This window comes from Pseudomonas sp. SED1 (assembly GCF_034044025.1).
Classification (GTDB): Bacteria; Pseudomonadota; Gammaproteobacteria; order Pseudomonadales; family Pseudomonadaceae; genus Aquipseudomonas.
In genome coordinates this window covers 1-24013 of the sequence record NZ_JAXCIS010000198.1, presented here as the reverse complement: position 1 = coordinate 24013, position 24013 = coordinate 1, and the positions used below count along the sequence as shown (strand labels likewise).

Annotated in this window: 13 protein-coding genes and 1 pseudogene; 7 read left to right on the top strand and 7 right to left on the bottom strand. The window is 58.7% G+C overall.

Features of this window, described 5'->3' with window-relative positions:
• Both SNL23_RS25280 and SNL23_RS25275 read right to left on the bottom strand, forming a co-directional pair.
• Nucleotides 1-911: pseudogene (locus SNL23_RS25280) on the bottom strand (hypothetical protein); the annotation flags it as partial.
• Nucleotides 912-922: 11 nt separating this feature from the next.
• Entirely contained in the window at nucleotides 923-3910 is a 2988-nt protein-coding gene (locus SNL23_RS25275; protein WP_318303968.1) for a carbohydrate binding domain-containing protein, read from the bottom strand.
• Nucleotides 3911-4112: 202 nt separating this feature from the next.
• On the opposite strand from SNL23_RS25275, the gene SNL23_RS25270 reads away from it, so the two are divergent.
• From SNL23_RS25270 to SNL23_RS25255, 4 genes are all read left to right on the top strand, one after another.
• Nucleotides 4113-5576 carry a hypothetical protein gene (locus SNL23_RS25270; protein WP_318303967.1) on the top strand — a complete coding sequence of 488 codons (1464 nt, stop codon included), beginning with the start codon at nucleotides 4113-4115 and terminating at the stop codon, nucleotides 5574-5576.
• Nucleotides 5577-5628: 52 nt separating this feature from the next.
• Nucleotides 5629-7845 (top strand): hypothetical protein, encoded by a 2217-nt coding sequence (locus SNL23_RS25265; protein ID WP_167664279.1) that lies wholly within the window; start codon nucleotides 5629-5631, stop codon nucleotides 7843-7845.
• A gap of 59 nt (nucleotides 7846-7904) precedes the next feature.
• A complete protein-coding gene (locus SNL23_RS25260; RefSeq protein WP_318303965.1) occupies nucleotides 7905-9713 on the top strand; it encodes a hypothetical protein in 1809 nt (602 codons plus the stop codon).
• Between the two features lie 62 nt (nucleotides 9714-9775).
• Nucleotides 9776-11527, top strand: a complete 1752-nt coding sequence (locus tag SNL23_RS25255; RefSeq protein WP_318303963.1) for a hypothetical protein — start codon at nucleotides 9776-9778, stop codon at nucleotides 11525-11527.
• Between the two features lie 6 nt (nucleotides 11528-11533).
• On the opposite strand, the gene SNL23_RS25250 is transcribed toward SNL23_RS25255, so the two are convergent.
• Nucleotides 11534-12439 (bottom strand): AraC family transcriptional regulator, encoded by a 906-nt coding sequence (locus tag SNL23_RS25250; RefSeq protein WP_318303962.1) that lies wholly within the window; start codon nucleotides 12437-12439, stop codon nucleotides 11534-11536.
• A gap of 99 nt (nucleotides 12440-12538) precedes the next feature.
• On the opposite strand from SNL23_RS25250, the gene SNL23_RS25245 reads away from it, so the two are divergent.
• Both SNL23_RS25245 and SNL23_RS25240 read left to right on the top strand, forming a co-directional pair.
• Nucleotides 12539-13498, top strand: a complete 960-nt coding sequence (locus tag SNL23_RS25245; protein ID WP_318303960.1) for an oxidoreductase — start codon at nucleotides 12539-12541, stop codon at nucleotides 13496-13498.
• 58 nt (nucleotides 13499-13556) lie between these two features.
• On the top strand, nucleotides 13557-14765 hold the full coding sequence (locus SNL23_RS25240; RefSeq protein ID WP_318303959.1) for a serine hydrolase domain-containing protein: 1209 nt from the start codon (nucleotides 13557-13559) through the stop codon (nucleotides 14763-14765).
• Here the strand turns inward: SNL23_RS25240 and SNL23_RS25235 are convergent.
• Together SNL23_RS25235 and SNL23_RS25230 are read right to left on the bottom strand one after the other, a co-directional pair.
• The gene (locus tag SNL23_RS25235) at nucleotides 14725-17013 is read right to left on the bottom strand and encodes an ATP-dependent DNA helicase (RefSeq protein ID WP_318303957.1); all 2289 of its coding nucleotides are present in this window, start codon (nucleotides 17011-17013) and stop codon (nucleotides 14725-14727) included. The two genes, SNL23_RS25240 and SNL23_RS25235, sit on opposite strands and share 41 nt — an antisense overlap.
• A complete protein-coding gene (locus tag SNL23_RS25230; protein ID WP_318303956.1) occupies nucleotides 17010-18659 on the bottom strand; it encodes a VRR-NUC domain-containing protein in 1650 nt (549 codons plus the stop codon). Before SNL23_RS25230 ends, SNL23_RS25235 begins: the two co-directional genes overlap by 4 nt.
• Before the next feature lie 188 nt (nucleotides 18660-18847).
• Between SNL23_RS25230 and SNL23_RS25225 the strand changes: the two genes are divergently transcribed.
• Nucleotides 18848-19072: a YgdI/YgdR family lipoprotein gene (locus tag SNL23_RS25225; protein WP_076013508.1), complete on the top strand. Its 225-nt coding sequence runs from the start codon at nucleotides 18848-18850 to the stop codon at nucleotides 19070-19072.
• 159 nt (nucleotides 19073-19231) lie between these two features.
• Here the strand turns inward: SNL23_RS25225 and SNL23_RS25220 are convergent, their stop codons facing one another.
• Nucleotides 19232-20662: a polyurethane esterase gene (locus tag SNL23_RS25220; RefSeq protein WP_318303955.1), complete on the bottom strand. Its 1431-nt coding sequence runs from the start codon at nucleotides 20660-20662 to the stop codon at nucleotides 19232-19234.
• 179 nt (nucleotides 20663-20841) lie between these two features.
• The gene (locus SNL23_RS25215; protein ID WP_318303954.1) at nucleotides 20842-23952 is read right to left on the bottom strand and encodes an autotransporter domain-containing protein; all 3111 of its coding nucleotides are present in this window, start codon (nucleotides 23950-23952) and stop codon (nucleotides 20842-20844) included.
• Nucleotides 23953-24013 lie beyond the last annotated feature (61 nt).

Sequence of the window (24013 nt, the reverse complement as noted above, 5' to 3'; positions counted from 1 at the left end):
GCGGTGTACACCGTGAAAAGCATGTCCCCGTCGTCAGTGGGCGGGATATCGTTGACCTGGCGCCCCAACCGATGTTCGATCGTTCCATCAGGCCCGCCCGCCAGAAACACCACTTCAAGCAACGCCTCGTCCGGCCAGCTTTCCTGAAACGGAAAACGCACAGTAGCTTCCGCCAAGTACGGGTCGAGTGGCTCGTCAATGGCTTCATCAATCGTGGGCGCCGGCCATTTGACAGCCTCCCCCTTAACCTCCAAGTGCAAAACCCCTGCGCCTTGCAGCAGGTAGTGCACAACAACCGTTCCCTGGGCAATGGCCGCGACCAGCGCATGGGGAATATCGAAATCATAGGTCCGGTTGGAGCCTGCCACGATCGTGATGCTGGAGGTATGTGGAACCGAGACGCCATCACGGTCTGTACCGGCCCAGATCAGGGTTAGCACGCTATAAGCAGAGGCGTTGGCGCGGCCCACATGGGTTGAAATGATGACGTCCCGACCTCCCAGTTGCTCCAGGTCGATGTCCCGTTCAGTAACGGGAAACTTAACCCAGGGTGGGTCCAGCCGGTCACTGTCGGCATGCACATCCACCCATTGCGCCGCCGACCAGCGCGCCCATTCGTCCGGGTAGTTTCCGGTAGGCCCCATGACCTGGAAGGCCACAGGTAGCACATCATTGTGCCCGGCGTGGGCAATGACTGCGTGGTCAACCGTGATTTGAATATCTTGCCCTACATCATCAGGCTGCACGCGGTGCGTGATGACCTGGGAACCCCAGGCCAGCGTGATGACATCGTAGGCGGCCCTGTTTTCCCGATACCGGAACGTGACAGTGACGCCTTGCTCGGCGCGTTTTTCGTCAATCCCGTCCAGCAGCACGCCGGTGGCAGTACAAATACCAGCCCCTGATGGCACTCATTGATCACTCAAATTCCTGTTGCTCGAATTGATATATTATCCAAAGATATTGAGGTGCCCTCAGCTGAGTCCCTGCAATTTACATACAGGACCACTCGAATGTAGGATCCAGGCGTTTGAAGTTGCGGAGTGAACGTATGGGTGAATGTTGCCCATGAACCGATATTAGGAAACGATTGACCTACGAATCTGTCAATTGCATCCGAACGAAGGTATTGATCTACGGCAATTCTACTTTGCACGTCCCCCATGAGCCTGTATAGATAGTCGAAGCTAATTGTATACTGAACACCCGGCACAAATAATGTTATTGGAAAGTCTTTAATCAATCCCGTGACTGTGCCCGCAGTGCCAGTGAGGCCTGTAACGGTGCTACTCCAGTAATAACCAGAGTTTCTGATTAAAAACTCCGAAGTGGCGTTTGCATGTTCCCAGTGCCGCCGCCATCCGTTAAGACTTCTATTATCAAAAGTCGCACTTTCAAAAAAGCTATTTGTTAGTATTCGATAAGTAGTCCGCGGCAGGCTTATTGCGTTATCCATCTCTTCACTAGGATCATATGCCAGTTTAAACTCAATGCTCACCTCGGCTCCATTCGCACATGTCGCCAACCAAGCCAATGGAGCTTCATGCTCAACGCCATTGTCCGAAGAGAGAGGTATACCTTGCCAGATCAAATTAGGGTCGGGCATCGCCCCCATGCTTCGATACGTCAGCCACACCTTCATTCCCGAATATTGAAAGGGCCACTTTTTAATGGTGAGTTTAGCATTTGCAGGAAGAGCCCTAATGTCTAATATACCATTAGGAGTAACATTATTAATTAATGGCTGGGGTAAACTTATAGAAGGAATCGGTGTTATCGTCACAAATAAGGTGTGCGACGATTGAGGCTCTTCGTTTCGCGTTACGGTATAGTCAAACGCCACTACGTTATTGCGATTATGAATATTAAAAACAATGGCCATCTCAGAAATATCAAACTCAACACGTTTGGTGGTCTCATTACCAGGTTTGCTTGGGATCAACGGAGAACCCGCGCCAGCAGTCCCCTTCATGGTCACTTGAATTGTGTCGCTACCAAGCATGTCTGCATAACTCACCACCAGTTTCGCACCACCCTCGGCATCCAGAGGCGCTAACGTTGCGGTGCCCTGGCCTGTGCTGATGGCTTTGTCCAGCTCAGGCGCCAATAATTCCAGGGATGCATGAGAAATCAGCACTGTGGTGATATGTGAATGACGTAAGGCTTCATCGCCTCGTATCAAGGTGTAGAACACCATCACTTCCTGATCCAGATTGGGCGTGATGTAGTCGATCAAAATATCGTGTTCAGTGGTGGTTCCATCTATGCCCACTTGAACCATGACGCTGGTGTGGGCATTGGGCCCGATCCAGAACATGTTGATCCAATCAGCCCGCAACGTTTCGGTAAATGGGGCAATGACCTTGGCGTAATCGGTAATGTCATCCGGGTTCAACAGGCCGTCAGGTGCCTGTTGGACAATCGGCTTGGGCAGTTCCCGCGCCGGCTCGCCCACTTGTACTTTCAGGCGCAGGGATTCCTGAGGCGTCTCGTCAGGTGGAGTATTTCGCTTGGTAAGAACGTAGTACACGTCAGTGAAGTAGCCCTCAAAGCGCTTCAAGTCGGCGGTATGCACGGTGAAAAGCATATAACCGCCCGTAGTGGGGGGAATCTCATCAACCTCTCGTCCTATGCGATGCTCAACCGTGCTCTCGGCATCACCCGCCACAAACACCACTTTAAGCAAGGCATCGCCTGGCCAGCTTTCCTGAAACGGGAAGCGCACGGTAGCCTCGGGCAGATCCGGGTCCAAGTGGCCAGCGGGTGCTTCATCAATCGTCGGCGCCGGCCATTTGGCAACTTCACCAATAACCCGCAAGTGCAAATTATCCGAACGCTTGTCCGGCGCCCCTGCACCTTGCAGCAGGTAGTGCACAACAACCGTTCCCTGGGCAATCGTCGCCATGAGCGCATGGGGAATATCGAAATCATAGATCCGGTTGGAACCTGCCACGATCGTGATGCTGGGGATATATGGAACCGAGACGCCATCACGGTCTGTACCGGCCCAGATCAGGGTTAGCACGCTATAAGCAGAGGCATCGGCGAGGCCCACATGGGCTGAAATGATGACGTCCCGACCTCCCAGTTGCTCCAGGTCGATGTCCCGCTCGGTAACGGGAAACTTAACCCGGGGTGGGTCCAGCCGGTCACTGTCGGCATGCACATCCACCCATTGCGCCGCCGACCAGCGCGCCCATTCGTCCGGGTAATTTCCGGTCGGCCCCATGACCTGGAACCCCACAGGGATGATTTCGCCGTTCCCGGCGGCAAGTATCGTTGGATAGTCAATGGTCAGCGAAATATCCCTGGCAACTTGGTCGGGCTGTACCCGATGAGTAATGGTCTCGGAACCCCAGGCCAGGATGACGAGGTCATAAGCGGCCATGTTTTCCCAATGACGGCAGATCACCTCAACTCCTTGATGGGCGCGCGCGTCGCTGATGCCATCGCGCACCACATCTAGCGGCAGTTCAAGGATCAGCTTCTGGTGGCCAGGCAAGTCGTCATCGGGATCTCTCCCACCCGGGCGTTGCAGGTTGACGCGCAGCCGCAGCGGCCTGGTTTCACTGTTTGTACCGTTTTCACGAAGCACCCTGGCGAACACAGGGTCAGCCCAGGACTCGCGAATATAGTCTTGGGTAACGGTGAACGGGATGCGTGTCAGCCCTTCGTCACCGTCCCCGAGAAGATTGAATGCCACAGGCTGGGTGAGGCTACCCCAGAACAGCTGAAAGACAGTGCCTGGTGGCGTGGCATCAGGACGTTCGATATACACCACCAACGGATGTTCGACATGCCGCAAGCCAATACCGTAATCGGCGTTGTCCGCATCACCGGGAATGGGCGGCTGGCTCAGCGGAATCTCAGCGGGGGGTAACAGGTCGGTGGTTACGCCGGACTTGGGCATGGCAAAGGTCCTCGATGGGGCACGCGGTACGGTGACTCCAAGCAAATACCCAAATGCAGGGTTTGCCTACTGTCAGAATTAACAGGTGGCGTCCCTACCTGTTAATTCTGACAGTAGTCAACGACCTCTTGCAGGTGTTTGATGGTCGCGAACGCGGGAGCAGTTCCTGTAACGACCGCCAACTTCCTACCCGGAGAAAGTCATGTCTATCCAAACCAGCACTGCAAACCCTGGAAAGCCCAAATTCCTCGATCGACTGCTCATTCCTGGAATGTCGCCAGCGTTCGAAGGGTTTGATGGCGGGATCCCCTTATGGTTGTTGGCGCGTGACCTGACAGTAACGGTGCAAAAAAATTGGCCAGCCCGGGCCGGTGACGTGATCGAAGTCGTGACCCTCCCGGACAAGCGGGTTCTCGCACACAAAACACTGCTGCCCGGAGAAGAAGGCCGCGACGCCTTCTCTTTTGCCATTTCCGTGAACGATCTTCCCGACGGGGATATGACGCTGGGGTACGTCGTACGTTATGAGGGTGGCCCGGACTTCGACACCTCCGATCCGTTGAAAGTGTTGGTCAAAAGAACCCTGCCGGCGGGCAAGGACAATAATCAGATTACCCCTGGCCATTCCGAGCTCAAGTTCAAGCTATCCGATACTGAGATCAAGCAGGTACAAGCCGATCGAGGCGTAACGGTCACGATTGAGCCCTATCCGAATATGGATGCGAGGGATGTGATTGAGCTGCAGTGGGGGAACTATTACGCGCCGCCTCAACAGGTCGCCGGGGTGGGGAAATCGACCGAGATAAAACTCAACTACGAACAACTTTCCGCAGGGGGCAATGGCAGTAACCGGCTTGTGAGCTTCCAGGTGGTTGACGCGGTACGCAACGTTTCCACGCCACGATCCCGGAACATTCCAGTGCTGGTGGATATTGCCTCTGTCGACCTTCCGGCACCGGTCTTCGCGACGCAGGACTTTCCCGGTTTCATCGACCTTGAGCGACTTGACGGCAAGCCCTTGCACATCCAACTGTTTACCTACCCGTGGGAAGGCCCTGCCGGCTATACGTATTTTGCCACTTGCCGGGGTTTTCCAAAGCTGGGTGGGGTGGTATTGCACGACGAATACATCACCATCACTGCGCCCGGCAGACCTCATGACTTTTTTGTCCCCTACGAGAAGATACGGGCAGTGGTCGGCGGCAAGGTCGAGATCAGCTACCTCCTGCTTAAAACGGGCACTCCGACACGGTACTCCAAATTCGCCTCTGCCGAAGTGACAGACGCCCTTGTCCAGTTGCAGCGGCCTTTTTTTGTGCGTTACATCGATCACGTGGTCAATCCCATTCCCAGCTCCGGCGCCGCAGTGGAGATCCCCTGGTATGCATGGCGCCAACCCAGTGACACGCTCATGTTGCTCCTGCGTTATGCCATACCGGGCACTAACGAACTCATCCTGTATTGCGACCCGTTCACCGTCGGGCAAGCCCCTGAGGGTGTGCCGATCAGGCGGCTGATTCCGTATGCCGATCTATTGCGGTTCCGCGGCGTTACCCCAGAGCTCTATTACGTCTATGAGCCCGAGGCGGCGCTGGCGAGTACCACGTCAATCAATGAGTCCTTACGCCAGGAAGTACAGATTGGTGCTCTCGGCGAACAGCAGTGAGCCGTTTCCATACGCCCATCCATGGCTCGTGTTCGATGATGGAGGTTCCAACATGCCGCGTAATCCGCAAGTAGAGACTAACAACGCTCTCGACGACTTTGACCTTGATCCAGTGTTAATCAGCAACCTGACGCCACCGCCGCCGGGCGATACAGAGTCTGCGGGTGGGCTTGGCTTGCGGCATGTCGAACATAACCTGGAGGTGACTCTGCTACGTCCCGACGGGATTGTTGTCGATACCGTGATCTACCTTTACTGGAATAATCCGTACGTGCCGGTGGACTATCTCGTGATTCAACCGCAGCACGAGAAAAACCGTTTTTTCAACCTGATGGTGAATAAAGAACAGATCCTTCCGGAGTGGGCGGAAGTCTACTGTACCGTGGAGCGTCCCAGCGGCAACCGGTCTAAAACCAAACCGTTGAAACTTCGAGTGAAGCGGTCTCGCCCCGGAGAGGAAGACCCGAATCGGGATGTCGAGGGCCATCAAGGCCTGGTGTTCTTTCTGCCTCCCGACCTGGACGCCGGCAGCCACGTGGATAGCGCCAGGGCCGAACAGGGCGTGGTGATTGAAGTTCAGCCATACGAAAACATGGCCGAGTGGGATACCTGCATCATTGCCTGGGGGTCGGAGTTAGTGACTCACGTGGTAACGGCCGCCGAGGTGCGTCGTGCGTTTGAAGTGACCATTACCGCTGCCGTGATCAACGAGGCCCCGGACGATAATTACCTGCCCGTTGCGATGCAAATCATGGACGTGGGTGGCAACTACCCTGGCCCGAATACAAACGCGAACTGGTCACAGATACAGCGGGTAAACGTTGGCCTCGGGGTTAAACGACCCTACTCGCCCTTCCTTGAACAGGCAGGGGAGATCGTTAATCTCGAGGAGTTGGGTGCCGCTGCGCAAAAAGTCCAGATTTTCGTTGATAACACGTTTTTTGAGGTAGGCGACCGTGTCATGTTTCATTGGGAGGGGCGCGACATTCAAACCGTGCCGTTCTTCTACAGTGATGAGCAACCTGTTAACCAGACCAATATTATCCTGGAGTTCGAAGTACCAAACGAACTGGTCAGCGCGATTGCGAGCGGTATCGCGATAATGTACTACATGCTCTACAAAGCCAGGGACAATACCTGGCTTCCCTCAAAGAAGGTTCGGGTGAGGGTCATTGGTGAAGTGACTGAGTGGGACGCTCCCACTATTGTCGAGGCACCAAATGGCGTGCTGGACCCAACGTCCAGTGCCACGATGAAATTTCGCGCGCAAGATGGCTGGAACTCTGCAACTAAAATACGCGTCGTATGGGTGGCTCACTCGGTGAACTATTCGGATGAGTTCTACTTGGGGCCTATTTCCGAAGGTCAGGAGCTGTCGTTTGTGATCCCGAATGAGGAGGTAAGCCGTTTTAATACTCTGGAAGTCGAAGTGTACTACGAGCGTGTGGACTTGATGCCCCATCGCGCGTCGATGCGTTTGCAACTTCAAGTGGGTGAGCCGACAAGAACTTTGCTACCTGTGGAAGTTTCAGGCACCTCTGGCAACTATCTGAACCCTGATGACATTGGCAGTCATGCTTCGGTAATTGTGCCGGCAGCTGATACCTTGGAGGGTGACATCATTACGTTGATGTGGGATGGCGACCAGGTAAGTAAGTCATTCCAGGTCATATTAAACGCCGACCAGGCAGGTGCGGCGTTGACCATCATGATAGAACGTAGCTATGTCATTGGAAATCTGGATGGATCTGTCAGAATTAAATACGATCTGTCCAGAGCCAACGTTCCCAGACGGTTTTCACAAATCCGAGTGTTGTTCATTCGCATAGAGTTTGATCACATCACTGACTTCCGCAATAGCAATACGAATGGCTGGACGTTCGGCCCTGCGCTCAGTGATCTTCGCGACAGAGCGTTTAGAGACTACGGAAGCTTTACGACGTTTTATAATTACACTTACGGAGTAAACAACAAGAACGGCGTGATTTTCAGCCAGGTATTTAACAACTTACACGCGGGCCTTACTTACATGTTCAGCATCACGGTGAGAAGGTTTGACGGTCGTTTTACGCTTCCGTCCCTTGCCCTGCGCTCATCGCAAGGACAAGTGGTGGGCGCAACCGAGATCAGCAATATGAACACCTGGCTCACACTTGAGGGCTCGGTTGTTCCCAGTGGTACATCGCTCACTCTATTTATCGACAGTCATCAGGCATCTGCGGATGGTAATGATTATGAGCTAAGGGAAATACGTTTCAGGTTGGTGTAACACGCACTCCGCTTTTCTTTGCCTCCCCTAAAGGGGCCCTTTAGAAAGGAGCCACAGCCATGTCCACTGTCATTACCGATACCATCCAGTCCACCGCAGAACTCGGTACCCTGGATATTCCAGGATTATTCCCCGCCCCTCCCGGCGATGTGACTGTCGACGGCGGCCTGGGACTGAGAAACGTCGAAACACCCCAAGTGGTTTACCTGCAAACCGCACTACGACCCTCCCCGGGTGATTTGCTCGAGTTATTCAGCAACGACCCGCTGATTCCCGTTGCTCACACCTTTGTCATGCCCGGCACTGCGCAGGATGCGCGCATACCGATCCTGTTGCCGGCGAGCAGTATCAAGCCTCCGTTGATCGACCCGCTGGTGTGCCGCAACAACCTCACCGGCGCGTCCACCCGGCCGGCGCGTCTGCGGGTTGACCTGAACCTGCCGGGCGGCCGGGACCCTGACCGCACCACGCCGGGGAACCAAGGGTTCGTCTTCTATTTGCCTGATGATGTGCTGATCAGCGGCGTCAGCGAAGCCAGGGCCCGTGAAACCATCAAGATCCAGCTCATGCCCTATCCGTTCATGGCAATCGGCGACCGTGTTCTGTTGTGTTGGGGAGACCAGCAAATTATTTATTCGGTCACTGCCAAGGACCTGCAAAACGAAATCACCCTGGTGGTGCCTTATGAAACCATCATGGCAGCCCGTGACAGCCTGAAATTGCCCGTAAGACTCCAGGTACGTGGGCGCACCGGCAACGCTACCGACCCGCAGGCACGCTGGTCAGCGGTCAGCGAAGTCGCCGTGTATGCCCGCGGCGATTTATTGTGGGAACCCTATGTGAACGAAGCTGATCCGCAAACCGGAGTCATCGACCTGGAGCAGCTGATGGGCAAATCGATCACCGCGTCTGTGTTTGCCACCTCGGATTATTTCGAGGCAAGGGACACGCTGGAGTTATTTTTCCAGGCCACCGATGCCCAAGGCAACACGATTACGCACACCGACGTAAAAACGGTGGACAGGGCTAATAAGATCTTTGAATTTGAGATCCCACACGGATTCGTGGCCGGCCTGTCCCAAGGCCATGCCAAGGTGAGTTACGCTCTGCGTAAAACCATCGGCGGCGCGACGATGTACTCAAGTACCGGCTATGTGAGTGTCCAGGGCCCGGTTATCCAATGGCCGGCGCCTTACTTGAACGAAGTCATGCCATTCGCTGAATTGCTTCCCGAGCCCATTTACGCCTACGTGCCTTACCAGGCCACTTGGAAACCGTGGGACCTGATTACCCTGGTTTGGCTGCTGCCCGACCCTGAAGGCACTGTGGAGTACCGGTCCAGTCGCAGTGCCGGTGAACGTCCCGCAAGCAATGTGCTTGAGTTCCCTCTGACCGCGGCCCAGATCACCCGCTTTGAGGGCCGCGACTCGGTGCTGTACTACGAGGCCAACGGCATTGAAATTAATCGCCCGCTGTTGGGTGAATCGGCGCGCAAAACGCTTCTCGTCGGTAAACGTTGGGCGCCAATGGCGGCACCGGTTGTCGACAGGGTTGTTGGGCACCGGCTCGACCCAGACCTGGTACCGGATGGCGTCTGGGTGACACTCCCTTCGCCACCGATTGGCCAAGACGTGCGTTTGCATTGGGTAGGCCCGGGCACCCGGGTCGAACTGCCGGTGTATGTCGCAAAACCTGGAGACGTACGGGTCAGGGTGCCCGCAAGGTTTGTGACGGGCAACCTCAATCGTGTGGTGAAAGTCTACTGGCTGATCAATCAGAACAACGTTGCACAGCGCTATTCCAGCGTGGTCACGTTGCAGATTTTGCGCCGGGGGATCTATGGGGATGAGGACGTTCAGCGGGAATAATGGTTATCCAAACCGCCGGCCTGCCTAATTGATTGCAGTTCCTCTGCAGTGGAGGTTTCACAATGTCTCATGCCTTGAATAAACGAACTGATGACGATCAACCCGAGTTGTATATCCAAAATGTGACCCCACCCATCAAGGAGGACGAAGCGGCAACCAGGTCTGATGGAGGCCTCGGCCTGAGGCATGTGGAGCATGACCTGAGGCCGATGCTCTTCCCTGCCCGTCAGCTTGCCCTCGACACAGAAATATTTTTGTACTGGAACAGCCCTGCCCCTGCAGATTACCTGGTTATCAACCCCGCCAACGTGGGGGACTGGGTGCATACCCTGAGGATGGCCAAGGAAAGCATCCTGCCGGATTGGGCCAACGTATATTGCACCGTTGAAGAACCCGACACAGACCGGGTTGAGTCCAACCGCTACAAGCTTCGGGTCAAGCTGACCCGCCCCGGTGAGCGGGACCCGGACCCCGATACTGAGGGCCACCAAGGCTTGGTATTTTTCCTCCCCGAGGACGTCGCAGGGGGTGCGGTAGTGAACCGTGACAGGGCAAGGCACGGGATCATCCTTGATGTCCAGCCATACGAAAACATGGCTGAGTTTGATACCTGCACTATCGTTTGGGGCTCAGAGGTTTTCAAGCAGGTGGTCAGGCCCCAGGACGTCGGCAGAGGGTTCTCGATCACCGTTCCGGAAGAGGTGGTGCTGGATGCAGGCAGCAATCCCTATACACCAGTCGCACTGCAAGTCGTCGACGCCGTCGGCAATTATCCGGCGCCTAATATGGACCCTGAGTCAGATGTGAATTGGTCCGCAATACAATGGGTGCACGTCGACCTCGGCACGAAGCCGCTCGAGGCGCCTTTTCTTGAGCAGCCTGGGGAAGTTGTCGACTTGCAGCGGCTGGGTGGCAGCCCGCAAAAGATCGAGCTGTTCCTGGATCCAGACGTATTCGGTAAAGGCGACCGAGTACGGCTCAACTGGGACGGGCGAGATGCACAAGGCGCCTCCGTTCCCTACCACGAGGAAAAAACTGTCGAGCGTACCAACAGTTTTCTGGCTTTCAACGTTCCGAATGAACGGGTTAACGCGCTGGGTGGCGGTGTGTCGATATTGTCCTGCGACCTCTACAAAGCGGATACCGATGAAGCGCTTGTGTCAAAGAAAACCCGAATAAGCGTACGCGGTGCAGCCAGCCCATGGCAGGCGCCGCGCGTTATGGAAGCAACCGGTGGCCGTCTGGACCCGAATACTCCCCGAGCAACCGTGGTGTTTACCGCGCCGGATGGCTGGGATGCGCCGGTCAAGGTGCGCTTGACCTGGGAAGGAGGCGCGACGACGTACACCCAGGAAGACACCCTGGTAGTGATCGCGGAAGATCGCAGCTTCGCCTTCACGGTCGACGGCGAACACCTCAAGCGTTTCGATACACAACTCACCGAGGTGTATTACGAACGTGCCGACCAGGCCCCCAGCCGTGAGTCCCAACGCCTGCAATTACAGGTGGGTGAGCCCGTCAGCGTTCTGCCCCAGGCACGGGTTGAGATTTCGAATGCCGGGCACCAGGTGACGGTCATCGTGCCGTTCACCGAGACCGCACCCGGGGACACCGTGACCTTGCAATGGATTGCCAGCCAGTCGAGAACCACCGTACCCAGCACACTGAACACAGACACGGCCGGCCAGGCGCTGCGCATCCAAATATCAGTGGATGACCTTCAAATGGGCGAAATCGTGAAGATGTATTACAGCCTCGATCGAAACGGACAGCTCCCCCGTTACTCGAAGCTGCAGGTGTGGGAAATGGGGTAATACGGTTTATGCAGTCCGCTCGCGATATTCCCGGGGAGAACAGGCCATCACACGCTTGAAAGCATTGCTGAAGGCGCTGTCTGACTGATAACCCAGGGACTGGCCGATCGTGGACACGCTGTTGTCGCTGGCCTTCAAGGCCTGCACTGCCAGGTGCATGCGCCATCGGGTCAGGTATTCCTGTGGCGCCAACCCCACCCGTTTTTTGAAGTGCAAGGCAAAGGTGGAGCGAGATTGGCTCGCATGCCCGGCCATTTCACTCAACGTCCAGCGCCGGGCTGGTGCTGCGTGGATTTCCCGCAGCACCGGCGCCAGCCTTGGGTCGTTTAACGCTCCCAACCAGCCCGTGGTATGCGCGCCTATGGAAGATTGATAAAGCCGCAGGATCTGCACCAACATCATTTGCGCCAAATGCTCGGTCATCAGCGCCGCGCCCTGTAACGGACTCGCGTATTCCCTGGCCAGGCGGTCCAGGCACCAGCGCAATACGGCAGCCTGTTCGGAGTTGGCGCTTACCCGCAGCACCGGCGGCAGGCTATCCAGCAACAGTCGGGCGTCGTCCCCGTAGATAAATCGTCCGCCGATCAAGAACAGATCCACCGTGGCACCCACCGTGGCGATGCCTCCCACCGCATCGGCATACACCTCACGTGCATCGAGCCCTTCAGGGGACAGATTGCTGGACAGCCTCCACGGGCGTGCCTGGGTCAACAGGAAACAATCCCCCTCATACAAGCGTATCGGTACTGCCAGCCCTTCCACTTCCAGCCAGCAACTGCCCTCCACCACCGCGTTGAACTTGATGCCATCCGGCGCCGCAAAGTTGATGGCCCAGGTGCCTCCAGCCTTCAGGCCGGCGAAGGTCGAGCGATGGCTTTTTAACAGTGCCAGCACATCGGAAAGGGTATCCATAAAAAAGCTCCGGACGATCGCGACAGAAACACGGACTCTAGGGCATTCCGCGTCCGGGCTCCAGCGAGAGACTCTAGGCCTCCCATAAGGAGATCTTTCATGGCTGACAAACAAACCCCAATTGGCAGCGGCTTCGATGCCGGCACTACCGCCCAGCAAGCCTTGGCGGGCAGCGATTTGTGGGGCAAGACGGTGATTGTCACCGGTGGCTACTCCGGCATTGGCCTGGAAACAGTGCGCGTGTTGGTCGACGCGGGTGCGCAGGTAATCGTTCCCGCGCGGGATCCTGAAAAGGCCGAACGCAACCTCTCGGGCATCATCGGTGTTGAACACGCCAGCCTGGATTTACTCGACCCGATTTCCATCGACCGTTTTGCCGAAAACTTCCTCGCCAGCGACCGGGCATTGAACCTTCTGATCAATAGCGCCGGAATCATGGCCACACCACTGCAACGGGATGCGCGAGGTCTCGAAGCGCAGTTCGCCACCAACCACCTGGGCCACTTCCAGCTAACCGCCCGGTTGTGGCCGGCGCTGCGTGAGGCTAATGGCGCACGCGTGGTTTCGGTATCGTCCCTCGGCCATCGTCTCAGCCCCGTGCATTTCGATGACCCGCAATTTGAACACCGCCCCTATGACAAGTGGCTCGCCTACGGCCAATCAAAAACCGCCAACGCACTGTTCGCGGTAGCACTGGACCGACGAGGTAAAGCCGAGGGGGTGCGCGCATTTTCCGTGCACCCGGGAGAAATCCTCACCGACTTGATCCGTTACCTGAACAAGGACGACCTGGCATTCGTCGGCGCACTGGATGAGCACGGCGATATCCGCCGCGCCAGTCACTACAAGAGCCCCGAGCAAGGCGCCGCGACCTCGGTGTGGTGCGCTGTCAGCCCGCAACTGGAGGGCATGGGCGGACTCTACTGCGAAGATTGCGATGTGGCCGCTTGGTCGCAGGATGACACCAGCCGTAACGGCGTATGGCCCTGGGCTGTCGACCCGGAGCAGGCCGAACGCTTATGGGCACTGAGTCAGCAGTTGTGCAATGTCACGTTGTAGTCCGGGACCCCAGCGTTCATATTTGGCAGTCATGCACTGCCAATGAGCGACCTGAACCATGCAGCCTCCTGCCAGATACCTCGTGCCCCTTGCCGCCTCCCTTTGCGCCACCCTCGCCTGCGCCGACAGCCACGACCCGCTGCTCGCCAAGCGCGTGGATGCGGTGGTCGACAGCGCCATTGCCGACAATCGCCTGGTGGGCACCGTGGTGCTGGTGCTGCGGGACGGGCAGCTGGTTTATCACCGTGCTGCCGGCCTGGCGGACCGCGAAGCCGGGCGCCCGATGACAGAGGACACGATCTTTCGCCTGGCATCGGTGACCAAACCGCTGGTCTCCGCCGCCGCGATGCACCTGGTGGAACAAGGTCGCCTGGGCCTGGACGATCCGGTCAGCCGCTGGCTTCCCGACTTCAATCCCAAGCTGGCGGATGGCACCACCCCGGTGATCACCGTCAGCCAGTTGCTTAACCACACCGCAGGCCTGAGCTATGGATTCCTGGAAAGTACCCGAGGCCCCTACCGTACCGCCGGGGTTTCCGATGGGTTGGGCGAGCCCGAGATCAGCTTTGCCGAGAATCTGAAGCGCATCGCCAGCGTGCCCCTGAGTTACCCACCGGGCAAGGGCTGGCAGTACTCGATGGCCACCGATGTGCTGGGCGCGGTACTGGAAAAGGCGTCAGGCCAGAGCCTGCCGGTATTGGTCCGCGAGTCAGTGACCGGACCGCTCGGGCTAACCGATACCGAGTTTTCGGTGACGGATATCAAACGCCTCTCTGCGGCGTATCAGGACGGATCACCGCAGCCGCTGCGCATGGTCGACAAGGCCACCATCACCTCGGGCAACAGCACTGCGCTGTTTGATGTGCGGCGAATTCTCGATCCGCATGCCTACCCTTCCGGCGGCGCCGGCATGGCCGGGACGGCAGGTGATGTTGCGCGGTTCCTGGAAACCATTCGCCAGGGCGGCGCACCGATACTGTCTGCACAAAGCGTGCAGTTGATGGTCACCGATCACGTCGGCGCCAAGGTGCAAACCCAGGACCCGGGTTGGGGCTTCGGTTATGGCTGGGCCGTGCTGAATGACCCCGCGCTGACCGGCACACCGCAATCCCGGGGCACCTTCGAATGGGGCGGCGCCTACGGTCACAGCTGGTTCGTCGACCCGCTGCAAAAGCTCACGGTGGTTGCACTGACCAATACGGCTTATGAAGGCATGTCCGGTCTGTTCACCCACCAACTGCGGGATGCGGTGTATCCGCCGCAGTGATCGACCACCAGCGCGGCAATAGCTGCCGCACCCGTGCCTCGCCAAAACGGTCATCAATCAGCATCACCACGCCCCGGTCCTGCTGGCTGCGAATCACCCGCCCCGCGGCCTGCACCACCTTCTGGATGCCAGGGTACAAGTAGGTGTAGTCGTAACCGGCACCGAAAATCGCGCCCATCCGCAGTTTGAGCTGCTCATTCACCGGGTTCAGTTGCGCCAGGCCCAGGGTGGCGATAAACGCGCCGATCAGCCGGCTTCCCGGCAGGTCGATGCCTTCGCCGAATGCGCCGCCCAGCACGGCAAAACCGATGCCCTGGCTGTGCTGGGTGAACTGCTCGAGAAACGCCTGTCGTTCGGCCTCGGCCATGCCCCGGGACTGCTGCCACAGCGGAATATGCGGGTGTCGCTCAGCGAGCAATTGCGCCACTTGCTGCAAGTAATCGAAGCTGCTGAAGAACGCCAGGTAGTTGCCCGGCTGCTGCGCAAACTGCCCAGCGATCAGCTCGACGATAGGTTCCAGGGACGCCTGGCGATGCACAAACCGGGTGGAGATCCGGTCGACGATATGCACCTGCAACTGCTCGGCCTTGAACGGCGATTCCACATCGACCCACGCGGTGTCGGGCGGCATTCCCAGTAAGTCCGCGTAGTAATGCCGTGGGCTCAAGGTCGCGGAAAACAGCACGCTGCTGCGGGCCGCCGTCAGCCGGGGCCGAATGAATTCGGCAGGCACCACGTTGCGCAGGCACAGGTTCGATGCGCTGCGTTTGCCACTGAGCTCGCGTTTGCTGATGTCGAAGATGAAGTGTTCGTTGAACAGCTCGGCGACCTTGGCAAACTGCAAGGCCTCGAAATAAAACGCTTGCAGCTCACCATTGAGCGCTTCGGGATGTTCGTTGAAATATTCGCCCATGGCGCTGGTACACAGGCTCAGCGCGTGCAGCAGTTTGTCGGGCTTTTGCGCGTACGCCTGATACGGCGCGACTTGTTCCTTGTGCAGGGCGTTCCACTCACGACTCAGGCGTTGCAGGGACTTTTTAAGCGGCTCGGGCGCAATCTCCCGCAGGGTCTTGAGGGTGTACTGGTCGAGGGCCGCGCTGTACATCGAACGGCCGCGCTCCACCAGGTTATGGGCTTCGTCCACCAGCACCGCGACCCGCCACTGGTTGAGCTGCGCCAGGCCGAACAGCATCGCGCCAAAATCAAAGTAATAGTTGTAGTCGGCGACCACCACGTCGGTCCAGCGCGCCATTTCCTGGCTGAGGTAATAGGGGCAGACGTCATGGGCCAGGGCGACTTCCCGCAGGTTGCGCTGGTCCAGCAGGCGCACCCTGGATGCGGCTTCACGGGCAGCCGGCAAGCGGTCATAAAAACCCTTGGCCAGTGGGCACGAGTCGCCGTGACAGGCTTTGTCGAGATGCTCGCAGGCCTTGTCCCGCGCCACCAGTTCCAGCACCCGCAGCGGCAAATCCGGGCTGCTGTCGTACAGCACTTGCGCGGCGTCCAGCGCCAGCTTGCGACCCGGGGTCTTGGCCGTGAGGAAGAACACCTTGTCCAGTTGCTGGGGCGCCAGGGCCTTGAGCATCGGGAAAATCGTGCCAACGGTCTTGCCGATACCGGTGGGCGCCTGGGCCATCAGGCAGCGGCCGGTGCTGACGGCCTTGTAGACGGTTTCCGCGAGGGAACGCTGGCCGGGGCGAAACGCTGCATGAGGAAAGCCCAGGGCCGTTGCCGCCGCGTTGCGGGCTTCGCGCTGGTGCATTTCCTGTTTGGCCCAGCCGAGGAACAGTGCGCATTGCTGGTTGAAGAAATCCTGCAGCTCAGCAGCCTGAAAGCGTTGGCTAAGCAGCGTTTCGTGCTCGCCAACAATGTCGAAATACACCAGCGCCAGGACAATCTCCGACAACCCGAGTTTCTGGCACATCAACCAGCCGTAGACCTTGACCTGGGCCCAGTGCAGTTGCCGATGGTTGGCCGGCTGCTTGTCGAGATCGCCGCGATAGGTTTTCACCTCCTCCAGCTGGTTGCGGTCCGGGTCGTAGCCATCCGCCCTGCCCCGGACTTTCAACTGCTGGTATTCACCTTCCAGCGCGACTTCATTCTGGTAGTGGGCGCTGCGCCGCGAAGCTACCGTGCGGTGGCCGACGATCCCTTCCTGGGCGCTGGGAGACGGGGTAAAACGCAGGTCGAGGTCGCCGACCTTGGCGGTGAATTCACACAGCGCACGCACCGCGACGCTGTAGCTCAAGCCGCCTGCTCCGTCCAGCGCACATAACACACGGTCACGGGCATCTGGTGTTCGCCGCAGAACTCCAGCCAGCGCAGCTGGTTGTCTTGCAGGCGATCGCCGGGGCCTTTGACTTCGATCATGCGGTAGGTTTTTTCCTCAGGCCAGAACTGGATCAGGTCGGGCATGCCGGCGCGGTTGGCGCGGATATCCAGCAACAAGCGCTCGAACCAATGGCGCAGGTGTGCGGCGGGAAGGCAGTCGAGGGCCTGGTCGAGCAGCTCTTCGCTGAGTACGTTCCAGAACACGAAGGGCGACTGAATGCCCCATTTGTCCACGTACCGCTGGCGCATGGTGCGCTTGTAGCGCTCATCGCCCAGTTGATCCAGGCACTCGGCAAACAGCTCGGCGCGCCGCTGATGGAAGTCTTCGCTGTGCAAGTCCACGGGACCGCGCTGGAACGGGTGGAAAAACGACCCCGGCAACGGCGCGAAAATCGCCGGCCAGCACAGCAGTCCAAACAACGAATTGATCAGGGTGTTCTCGACGTAATGCACCGGCGCACCGTGGTCGCTCAAGTGGGCCTGCACGCAATACTCCACCGACATCAGCGGGTCCGGGGCCGGCAGCTCAAGGTCCAGGCGCACGATAGCCCGGGGTTTTACCTTGGGCATCGCCGGCTCGCCAAGTTTGCGCCGCAGCCTGGGTATCACACGCAACAGGTGCTGCTGCTCGGCTGCGCTCTCCGGGGCCAGCTGCGCTTCACGGGCCAGGACCATCGCCTGGGCGAAGTTTTCCTGGCGCTCCAGCACCCGGATCAGCCGTGCCCGTGCGCCGGGATAGGTGCAGCCTCGATAGATCGCCTCGGCCAGGGCCAGCTCGGCGCTGCGCTCGCAGTACTGGCCCACTTGGAACAATAGCTTGGCCCGACGTTTTTCCAGCCAGGGGTTATCGGTGTGCAGAGTAGCGATTTGTTCCAGCACGGCATCCAGTGCCTCGCCCGCTTCAAAAGCCTGTTGGCACTGGTGCAGAAACAGAAAGCCGTGCACGTCGTCACGGCTGCGCAATCCACGGGATTCGGCGCAGAACTCGACCTTTTCGTAAGTAAAAATCCCCAGGTCCGCCAGCACAAACTCCGACCAGTCCTGATAGAGATTGCCGAAGAACATCAGCCGCATGCGGTCGCACAGGTCCATCACGGTGAGGCTGTAAAGCTGATCGGCCAGGTCCGGGCACCAGTGCTGGAAGTGACGCGGTTCACAAAACTGCGTTGACAGCGACGCCAGCCAATCTGCCTTTTTGGCCCTGGGTTGCTCGATCCAGGGTTTGAACACCGCCAGGATTTCCGCTTTCTGCAACAGGCCAAACAGCTCGCCGAACGACAACAGGCATTGATCCGTCACCCAACCCTGTTCCAGCAACGGCAGCACCGCCTCGTGCACCGCGCCGATTTCGACATAATTGAGCTTGCCTGCCCGGAAATGCGCGCCCTTGCGCATCACCATGCGCACCAGCAAGGCCTGGGACGACTGCGGCAAGCTGTCAAATTGCTGAATGAAATGCTCTTCGTCCGGGGCCAGTAAATCGGCATACCGCTGCCCCAGCCAATCGAGTACTTGGCGGAAGTTATGCAGGTAATAGAGCGGGTCTTCAAGGGGATTGGACATGTCAGGCACGGGATCAAACACTGGTTATGCATACAGAGTGCCGTCCCTGGCCGGCTGTTGCAATCAGTAATAGATCAAAGGCACACGCAACTTTTTGCGTAATAATGATCAGATGGCTGTCAGCCACATAAAATATGTTTCCCCCGACCGCTCAGGCGCGGGGTTTTCGAAGGATCAAGGTAAGGGTTATGAGCATGAAGAATTTGGGTCTGGCGGTGGGTATGTTCACGTTGCTGGCATTGGCCGGTTGCTCCACACAGACCGTGGTGACCTTGCAGAACGGTACCCAATATTTGACCAAGGACGTGCCCAACGCGAAAACGGCCGATGGTTTCTACGAATTCACCGACATCGCCGGCAAGCGTATTCGCGTCAAGGCCGATGACGTCGCGACCGTGATGAAGGAGAAATAAAAAAGCGGGAGCCAATTGGCTCCCACCTTTCTTTGCAATGCACTGCCCTGTGGGAGCCGGGCTTGCCCGCGATGCAGGCAACTCGGTCTGCCAGGTACACCGTAGCGATCCCATCGCAGCCTCGCCAAGGCTCGACAGCTCCCACAGAAGCAGCGCTACTCAGCTGATGGAAATGCCATCGCCCCCAACCCCGGCTAATCCAACTCCGACCAGCGTCACCGAATCCGTGCCAAAACTCAGCACCGTATCGCCCCCCACCACCTTGGCATGGTCACGCCAGTCCGCACTGCCCTCCACGTCCCTGAACACCAGCTTGTCGGTGGACTGGTAACCGATCACCCGGTCCTGCCCAAACTGCCCGCCGAACAGAAAGGTGTTATGCCCGCTGTTGTCGCGGATCGTGTCATTGCCCTTGCCGCCTTCAATAAAGTCCACCCCCTTGCCGCCCTGGATCAGGTCATTACCGTCGCTGCCAATGATGAACGTGTTGCCCTTGTGGGGCTCGGCGTTGCGGTTGAGGTCCTGCACCCAGGTATTGGCCCGTGCCGGGTCCGACAGGTTGGCCACGATAATCGTCGAGTCCCGGCTGGTCAGGTCGTAGAATTTCGAGTCCAGGACCCGGGTCAAGCCATCGCCATAGGCCGTGGGCAAATGAGAAAGCCAGGTGGGCACATTGACGATGGAAAACGGCAGGACATTCCACAGCGTCGACCCGTAGTGGTCGTTGAAGTTGACGATATTGTCCGTTGTCGACTCATGGGGCTTGTCATGCACGCCCAGTGACGAGAAGTTGAACGACGACCCGTCCAGCGCACGAAACACCGGGTCATTCTCATAACCGATGTTCAACACCTTGTCGCCGCTGCTCTGGGTTGGCGAGGCATACGCCACATAGTTGGAGTCCTTGTAGAACCCCGACCATTTATTACCGCTCAGGTCAGCCATGCTGTTGACCGCCAGGCCACCCAGGCTATGACCGCTGACCACCACGTCCTTGCCCGTCAACCCATGACTGCCGGCATACGCCGCGACATCCTTGAGCAAGGTGCCAAAGGCTTCGCCGGCGTAGTTTTTCGCGTAATCCTTGGGGCCCAGCGCTGCCAGCAAATCACTGACCAGATCGCCAATGGAGTCGGTGATCAAGGTTTCCCGAGGCCCCGAAGTCCCGCGAAAACCAATGCCGATTTCCAGCAGTTTGCCGTCGCCATCGTACTTGCCCAGCACATCCACCTGCGCGGTGGTGTAGCCGGCCTTTTCACCGAAGAACGTGCCCCGGGCATCCACCTTGCCGCCATAGCCCAGGGTACTGGCGCTGATGGGCGTCCAGCCGGCCTTGTTGACCGCTTCGAGGGCCGCCTTTTCCGAGTCCGGGTTCCAGGGAATACCCGGAATTACCCCTTGGGAATCTGTACTGCCAAGCAGCGCCCCCACCAGGGTTGCCGGCAGTCCCAGGCCTAGGCCGTTGTGCTGATAGCCCACGGCAAAGCCATTATCCAGGTTGTGATAAGAGTACAAGGTGATCGCCATGGCATCGGCGAACAACGCTTTGGAGCCCTCGGTCCCGAGGTTTTTATAGTCGAAAACACCCATGGTATTGCCTCTCTTTTGTTGGAATTGTCGAGAAAGCCAAATCTGCACAGATTGACGATTGGAACCGGATCAATGTGGGAGCGGGCTTGCTCGCGAAAGCGGTGGTTCAGTCAACCCATCCACCGACTGGCACACCGCCTTCGCGAGCAAGCCCGCTCCCACATTTCGAACTGCAGTGTTTAGAAAGCCCAGTCCAGGCTCAAACCCACCCCATGGACTTTCTCTTTACTGGCCAGCAGGCCGTTGTAATCCAGGTTCACCTTCGCATCCTTGCTCAGCGCCAGGCTGACCCGCGCGCCCACCAATGCCGCATCACGCACCATCGACGAACTCTCCACCGAGAACGACGTACCGCCCGACGCAAACGCCAGGTGCCGCTCGGAATCGACGCTGCTCAGGTTGTGCTGCCAGCCCAGAGTGCCGGAAAGCTCCAGTTGCTGATGGTCGTTGATATTCAAGGTTTTCAGCGCTCGAGCACCCAGGGTACTCAACACAACATCGCGGCTGTCATCCCGGCCCTTCAAGGCCGCCGCATCGCCCTTCTCGGTAAACCCATCGGCGTCCAGATGCACATACGCCAGGTTGGCGAACGGTTCCAGGGCCAGGGGTTGCAGGTTCAAGCGATAGGCCGCTTCGGTAAACACCTGGGTGCTGCGGGCATCCACCTTGGCTTTCTGTTTGCCAGCGACTTCACCGTATTGCAGCTCGCGTTTCACATCGGCGCGGTGCCAGCTGTAGGTCGCCCCGCCGCTCAAACGCAAGGCACCGATCTCGTGCCCGGCATAGGCACCCAAGTGATAGCTGTCTACCGACGCCCGGGAATGGGTGTCGCTGCCCATGTTCAGTGACGTGTCGCTGTACCCCGCTACCAGGCCCACACGAGTGTCGTCATCCAGCGCGCCGTCCACACCCGCCAGCATGCCGCCGATGGAGGTGGTGTAGCCCGCCGTATCACTGCCGCTGTTGGTCTTGCCCCAGGCGCCCAGCGCCTTGACCCAGACGTTGCCACGGCTGTCGACGGTCTGGCTCGATGCGCCCATTTCCCCTTGCTGCAAACGCTCGCCCACGGCTTCGCGCAGGTAGCGGTTGTCATTGACCAATGCGGTTTCCAGCGCCGGGTAGATTTCCCCGGACAACTGCTGGAACGCACCTTGGGCCGAGGCCGCATTCGGCGCCAGCAACAGGCTTTCATAGACGGCGTTGCCCGCACCCAATTGCTCGGCGGCGGCTGCCACCGAACGTTGGTTCGGGGTGGCGGCCACACTGGCAAAGGTGTTGGCGTTGCGCCCCACATCCAGTTGCACGCCGTTGGCGGCGTAGTTCAAGGTGCCGCCGATAAACAGGTAGTCAGGCAGTACCGAACCGAAGCTGCCGGTGATCCCGCCTGCGGCCTGCAGGATGTTGTATTGGCGACCGATCAGGCTTTCGGCCTGGGTCTGGGTCAGCAGCGTCGGGCTGTTTTCCAGGGCCAGGGTCACCGTGCCGCCGCTGAGGGTGGCCTTGCCACCGGCGACGATGCGGTCACTGCTGGTTTCCGACAGTTCCACCGCGTAAGTGGAGCCCGCCGCAAAGCTCACGTCGCCAGCCACGTTCAGCGTGCCGATGGAGTTACCCGGCGCCACGGTACCGCCGCTGTTCGCCGTCAGCGAACCAATGCGCCCGGAACCGCCCACGACACCGCTGTTGCTGACGGTGACGTCGGAAGTGATCGAACCATTGATCGCCAGCAACCCTTGGTTGACCAGGGTCGGGCCGCTGTAGGTGTTGGTGCCGGTCAGCACCAGCGCACCAATGCCCTGCTTGGTCAGGCCGCCATGCCCGGAGATGTTGTTGCTCCACACATCCAGCCCACAATGCACGTCGGTGCACAGGCGCTGGGTCGGTTTGCCGGCATCCACCACGGCGCCAATCCCTGGCAGGTCCGCGACGAATTGACCGGAGCCGTAGGCACCGTCGATACGAAACTCGGCCGGGATATCCTCAGCCGTCACAAACATCCCCGGGCCGTTGATCGCCTTGCCCAGATTGATCATGCCCCAGCCGTACAGCGAGTCGATGCCCGGTGCGCCGAGGTCGGTCGCGGTGGTTTTCAACAGCGTGGAAATCTGGTCGCCACTCATGTACGGAAAGCGCTCCATCAGCACCGCCGCACTGCCCGCCACATGGGGCGCGGCCATGGAGGTGCCGTTGAAGTTGGCGTAGTCGGTGGTCAGGTTTTCCAGGGTGGTGCCGTTGATCACCGAGCTGTAGATCTTGGTGCCGGGCGCCGCCACGCAAAAGCTGGCGGCATAACCGCAACGTGAAGAAAAGGTGCTGATCACGTACGGTTCGGAACTGGCGGTGTCGGGGTTCTGTTGCAACGCCGCCACCGACAGCCAGTTGGGCGCGATCTCCGGCACGAAGTACGCCAGGCCCGAGATCGCGTCCGGGTTATTGCGGTTGTAGTCGTTGCCGGCGGCAAAGATCGTCAGCACGCCGCTGCGGGCCGCATCGATGGCGCCTTGATAAGCGCCGCCTGCAATTGTGCCAAGGATCGGCCGGATGTTATTGAACTGCGCCTGCGCCTCATTGACCGTGAAGTTGGGGAACGCCGGATCGCGCCCGCCCTTGGCGTACTGGTCACCGATACCGATGCCCCAGCTGTTGTTGATGATGCGTGCACCGCTGGCCACCAGCGCGTCCCAACCGGCTTTGTAGACCGCGCCGTCGTTGCCCAGGATGATCCCGTCTTCGGGGCCCGGGTCACCGTTTTCGGCGCTGATGATCTGCGCATCGAACGCCACGCCATGCATCGGCCCGCCGTCGCGGTTACCGGCGGCAATCCCGCCCACGTGGGTGCCGTGATTGCCGAGTTTGCCGTTGGAGCCCAGGGAGGGCGTGCCGTCATAGCGAAACGCATCCCCGGCCTTTACCGGGATGTACGGGTCGGTGTACTGGCGAATGCCTTCGGTCACGATCGTGACCACTTTGCCGGGGCTGGCGAATTCCGGATGCTGGGCATACACCGGCTGATCGAAGATCCCCAGCTTCACGCCCTTGCCGGTGTAGCCGGCGGCGTAAGCAGCGTCTGCATGCACGGCGCCGAGACCCCAATCGGCCTTGAATTCATTGCTGCGCCAGCTGGCAGCATCCCCCGGTTTTCCGCTTTCCACGTAGGGTGCGGCCTGGGCGGTACCCAGGCTGGCCAGGCAACACAGCAACGCGCCATATGGCACGCAGCTCAAGGCCTTGAGCGGGTAGCCCGGGCCTGTTGGGATGGCGGATTGAAACCCTCGTTTTGTTTTTTTCACGGTGACCTTCCTTAGATTTTATTGCACTTGTATAAATCACGTTTCTCCCAGGCGCCGCCGA

Bases quoted from the DNA above. Each gene is read 5' to 3' on its own strand.
- SNL23_RS25270 (WP_318303967.1), top strand. From the start codon at position 4,113: ATGTCTATCCAAACCAGCACTGCAAACCCTGGAAAGCCCAAATTCCTC.
- SNL23_RS25265 (WP_167664279.1), top strand. From the start codon at position 5,629: ATGCCGCGTAATCCGCAAGTAGAGACTAACAACGCTCTCGACGACTTT.
- SNL23_RS25220 (WP_318303955.1), bottom strand. From the start codon at position 20,662: ATGGGTGTTTTCGACTATAAAAACCTCGGGACCGAGGGCTCCAAAGCG.
- SNL23_RS25255 (WP_318303963.1), top strand. From the start codon at position 9,776: ATGTCTCATGCCTTGAATAAACGAACTGATGACGATCAACCCGAGTTG.
- SNL23_RS25245 (WP_318303960.1), top strand. From the start codon at position 12,539: ATGGCTGACAAACAAACCCCAATTGGCAGCGGCTTCGATGCCGGCACT.
- SNL23_RS25225 (WP_076013508.1), top strand. From the start codon at position 18,848: ATGAGCATGAAGAATTTGGGTCTGGCGGTGGGTATGTTCACGTTGCTG.
- SNL23_RS25240 (WP_318303959.1), top strand. From the start codon at position 13,557: ATGCAGCCTCCTGCCAGATACCTCGTGCCCCTTGCCGCCTCCCTTTGC.
- SNL23_RS25250 (WP_318303962.1), bottom strand. From the start codon at position 12,439: ATGGATACCCTTTCCGATGTGCTGGCACTGTTAAAAAGCCATCGCTCG.
- SNL23_RS25230 (WP_318303956.1), bottom strand. From the start codon at position 18,659: ATGTCCAATCCCCTTGAAGACCCGCTCTATTACCTGCATAACTTCCGC.
- SNL23_RS25275 (WP_318303968.1), bottom strand. From the start codon at position 3,910: ATGCCCAAGTCCGGCGTAACCACCGACCTGTTACCCCCCGCTGAGATT.
- SNL23_RS25260 (WP_318303965.1), top strand. From the start codon at position 7,905: ATGTCCACTGTCATTACCGATACCATCCAGTCCACCGCAGAACTCGGT.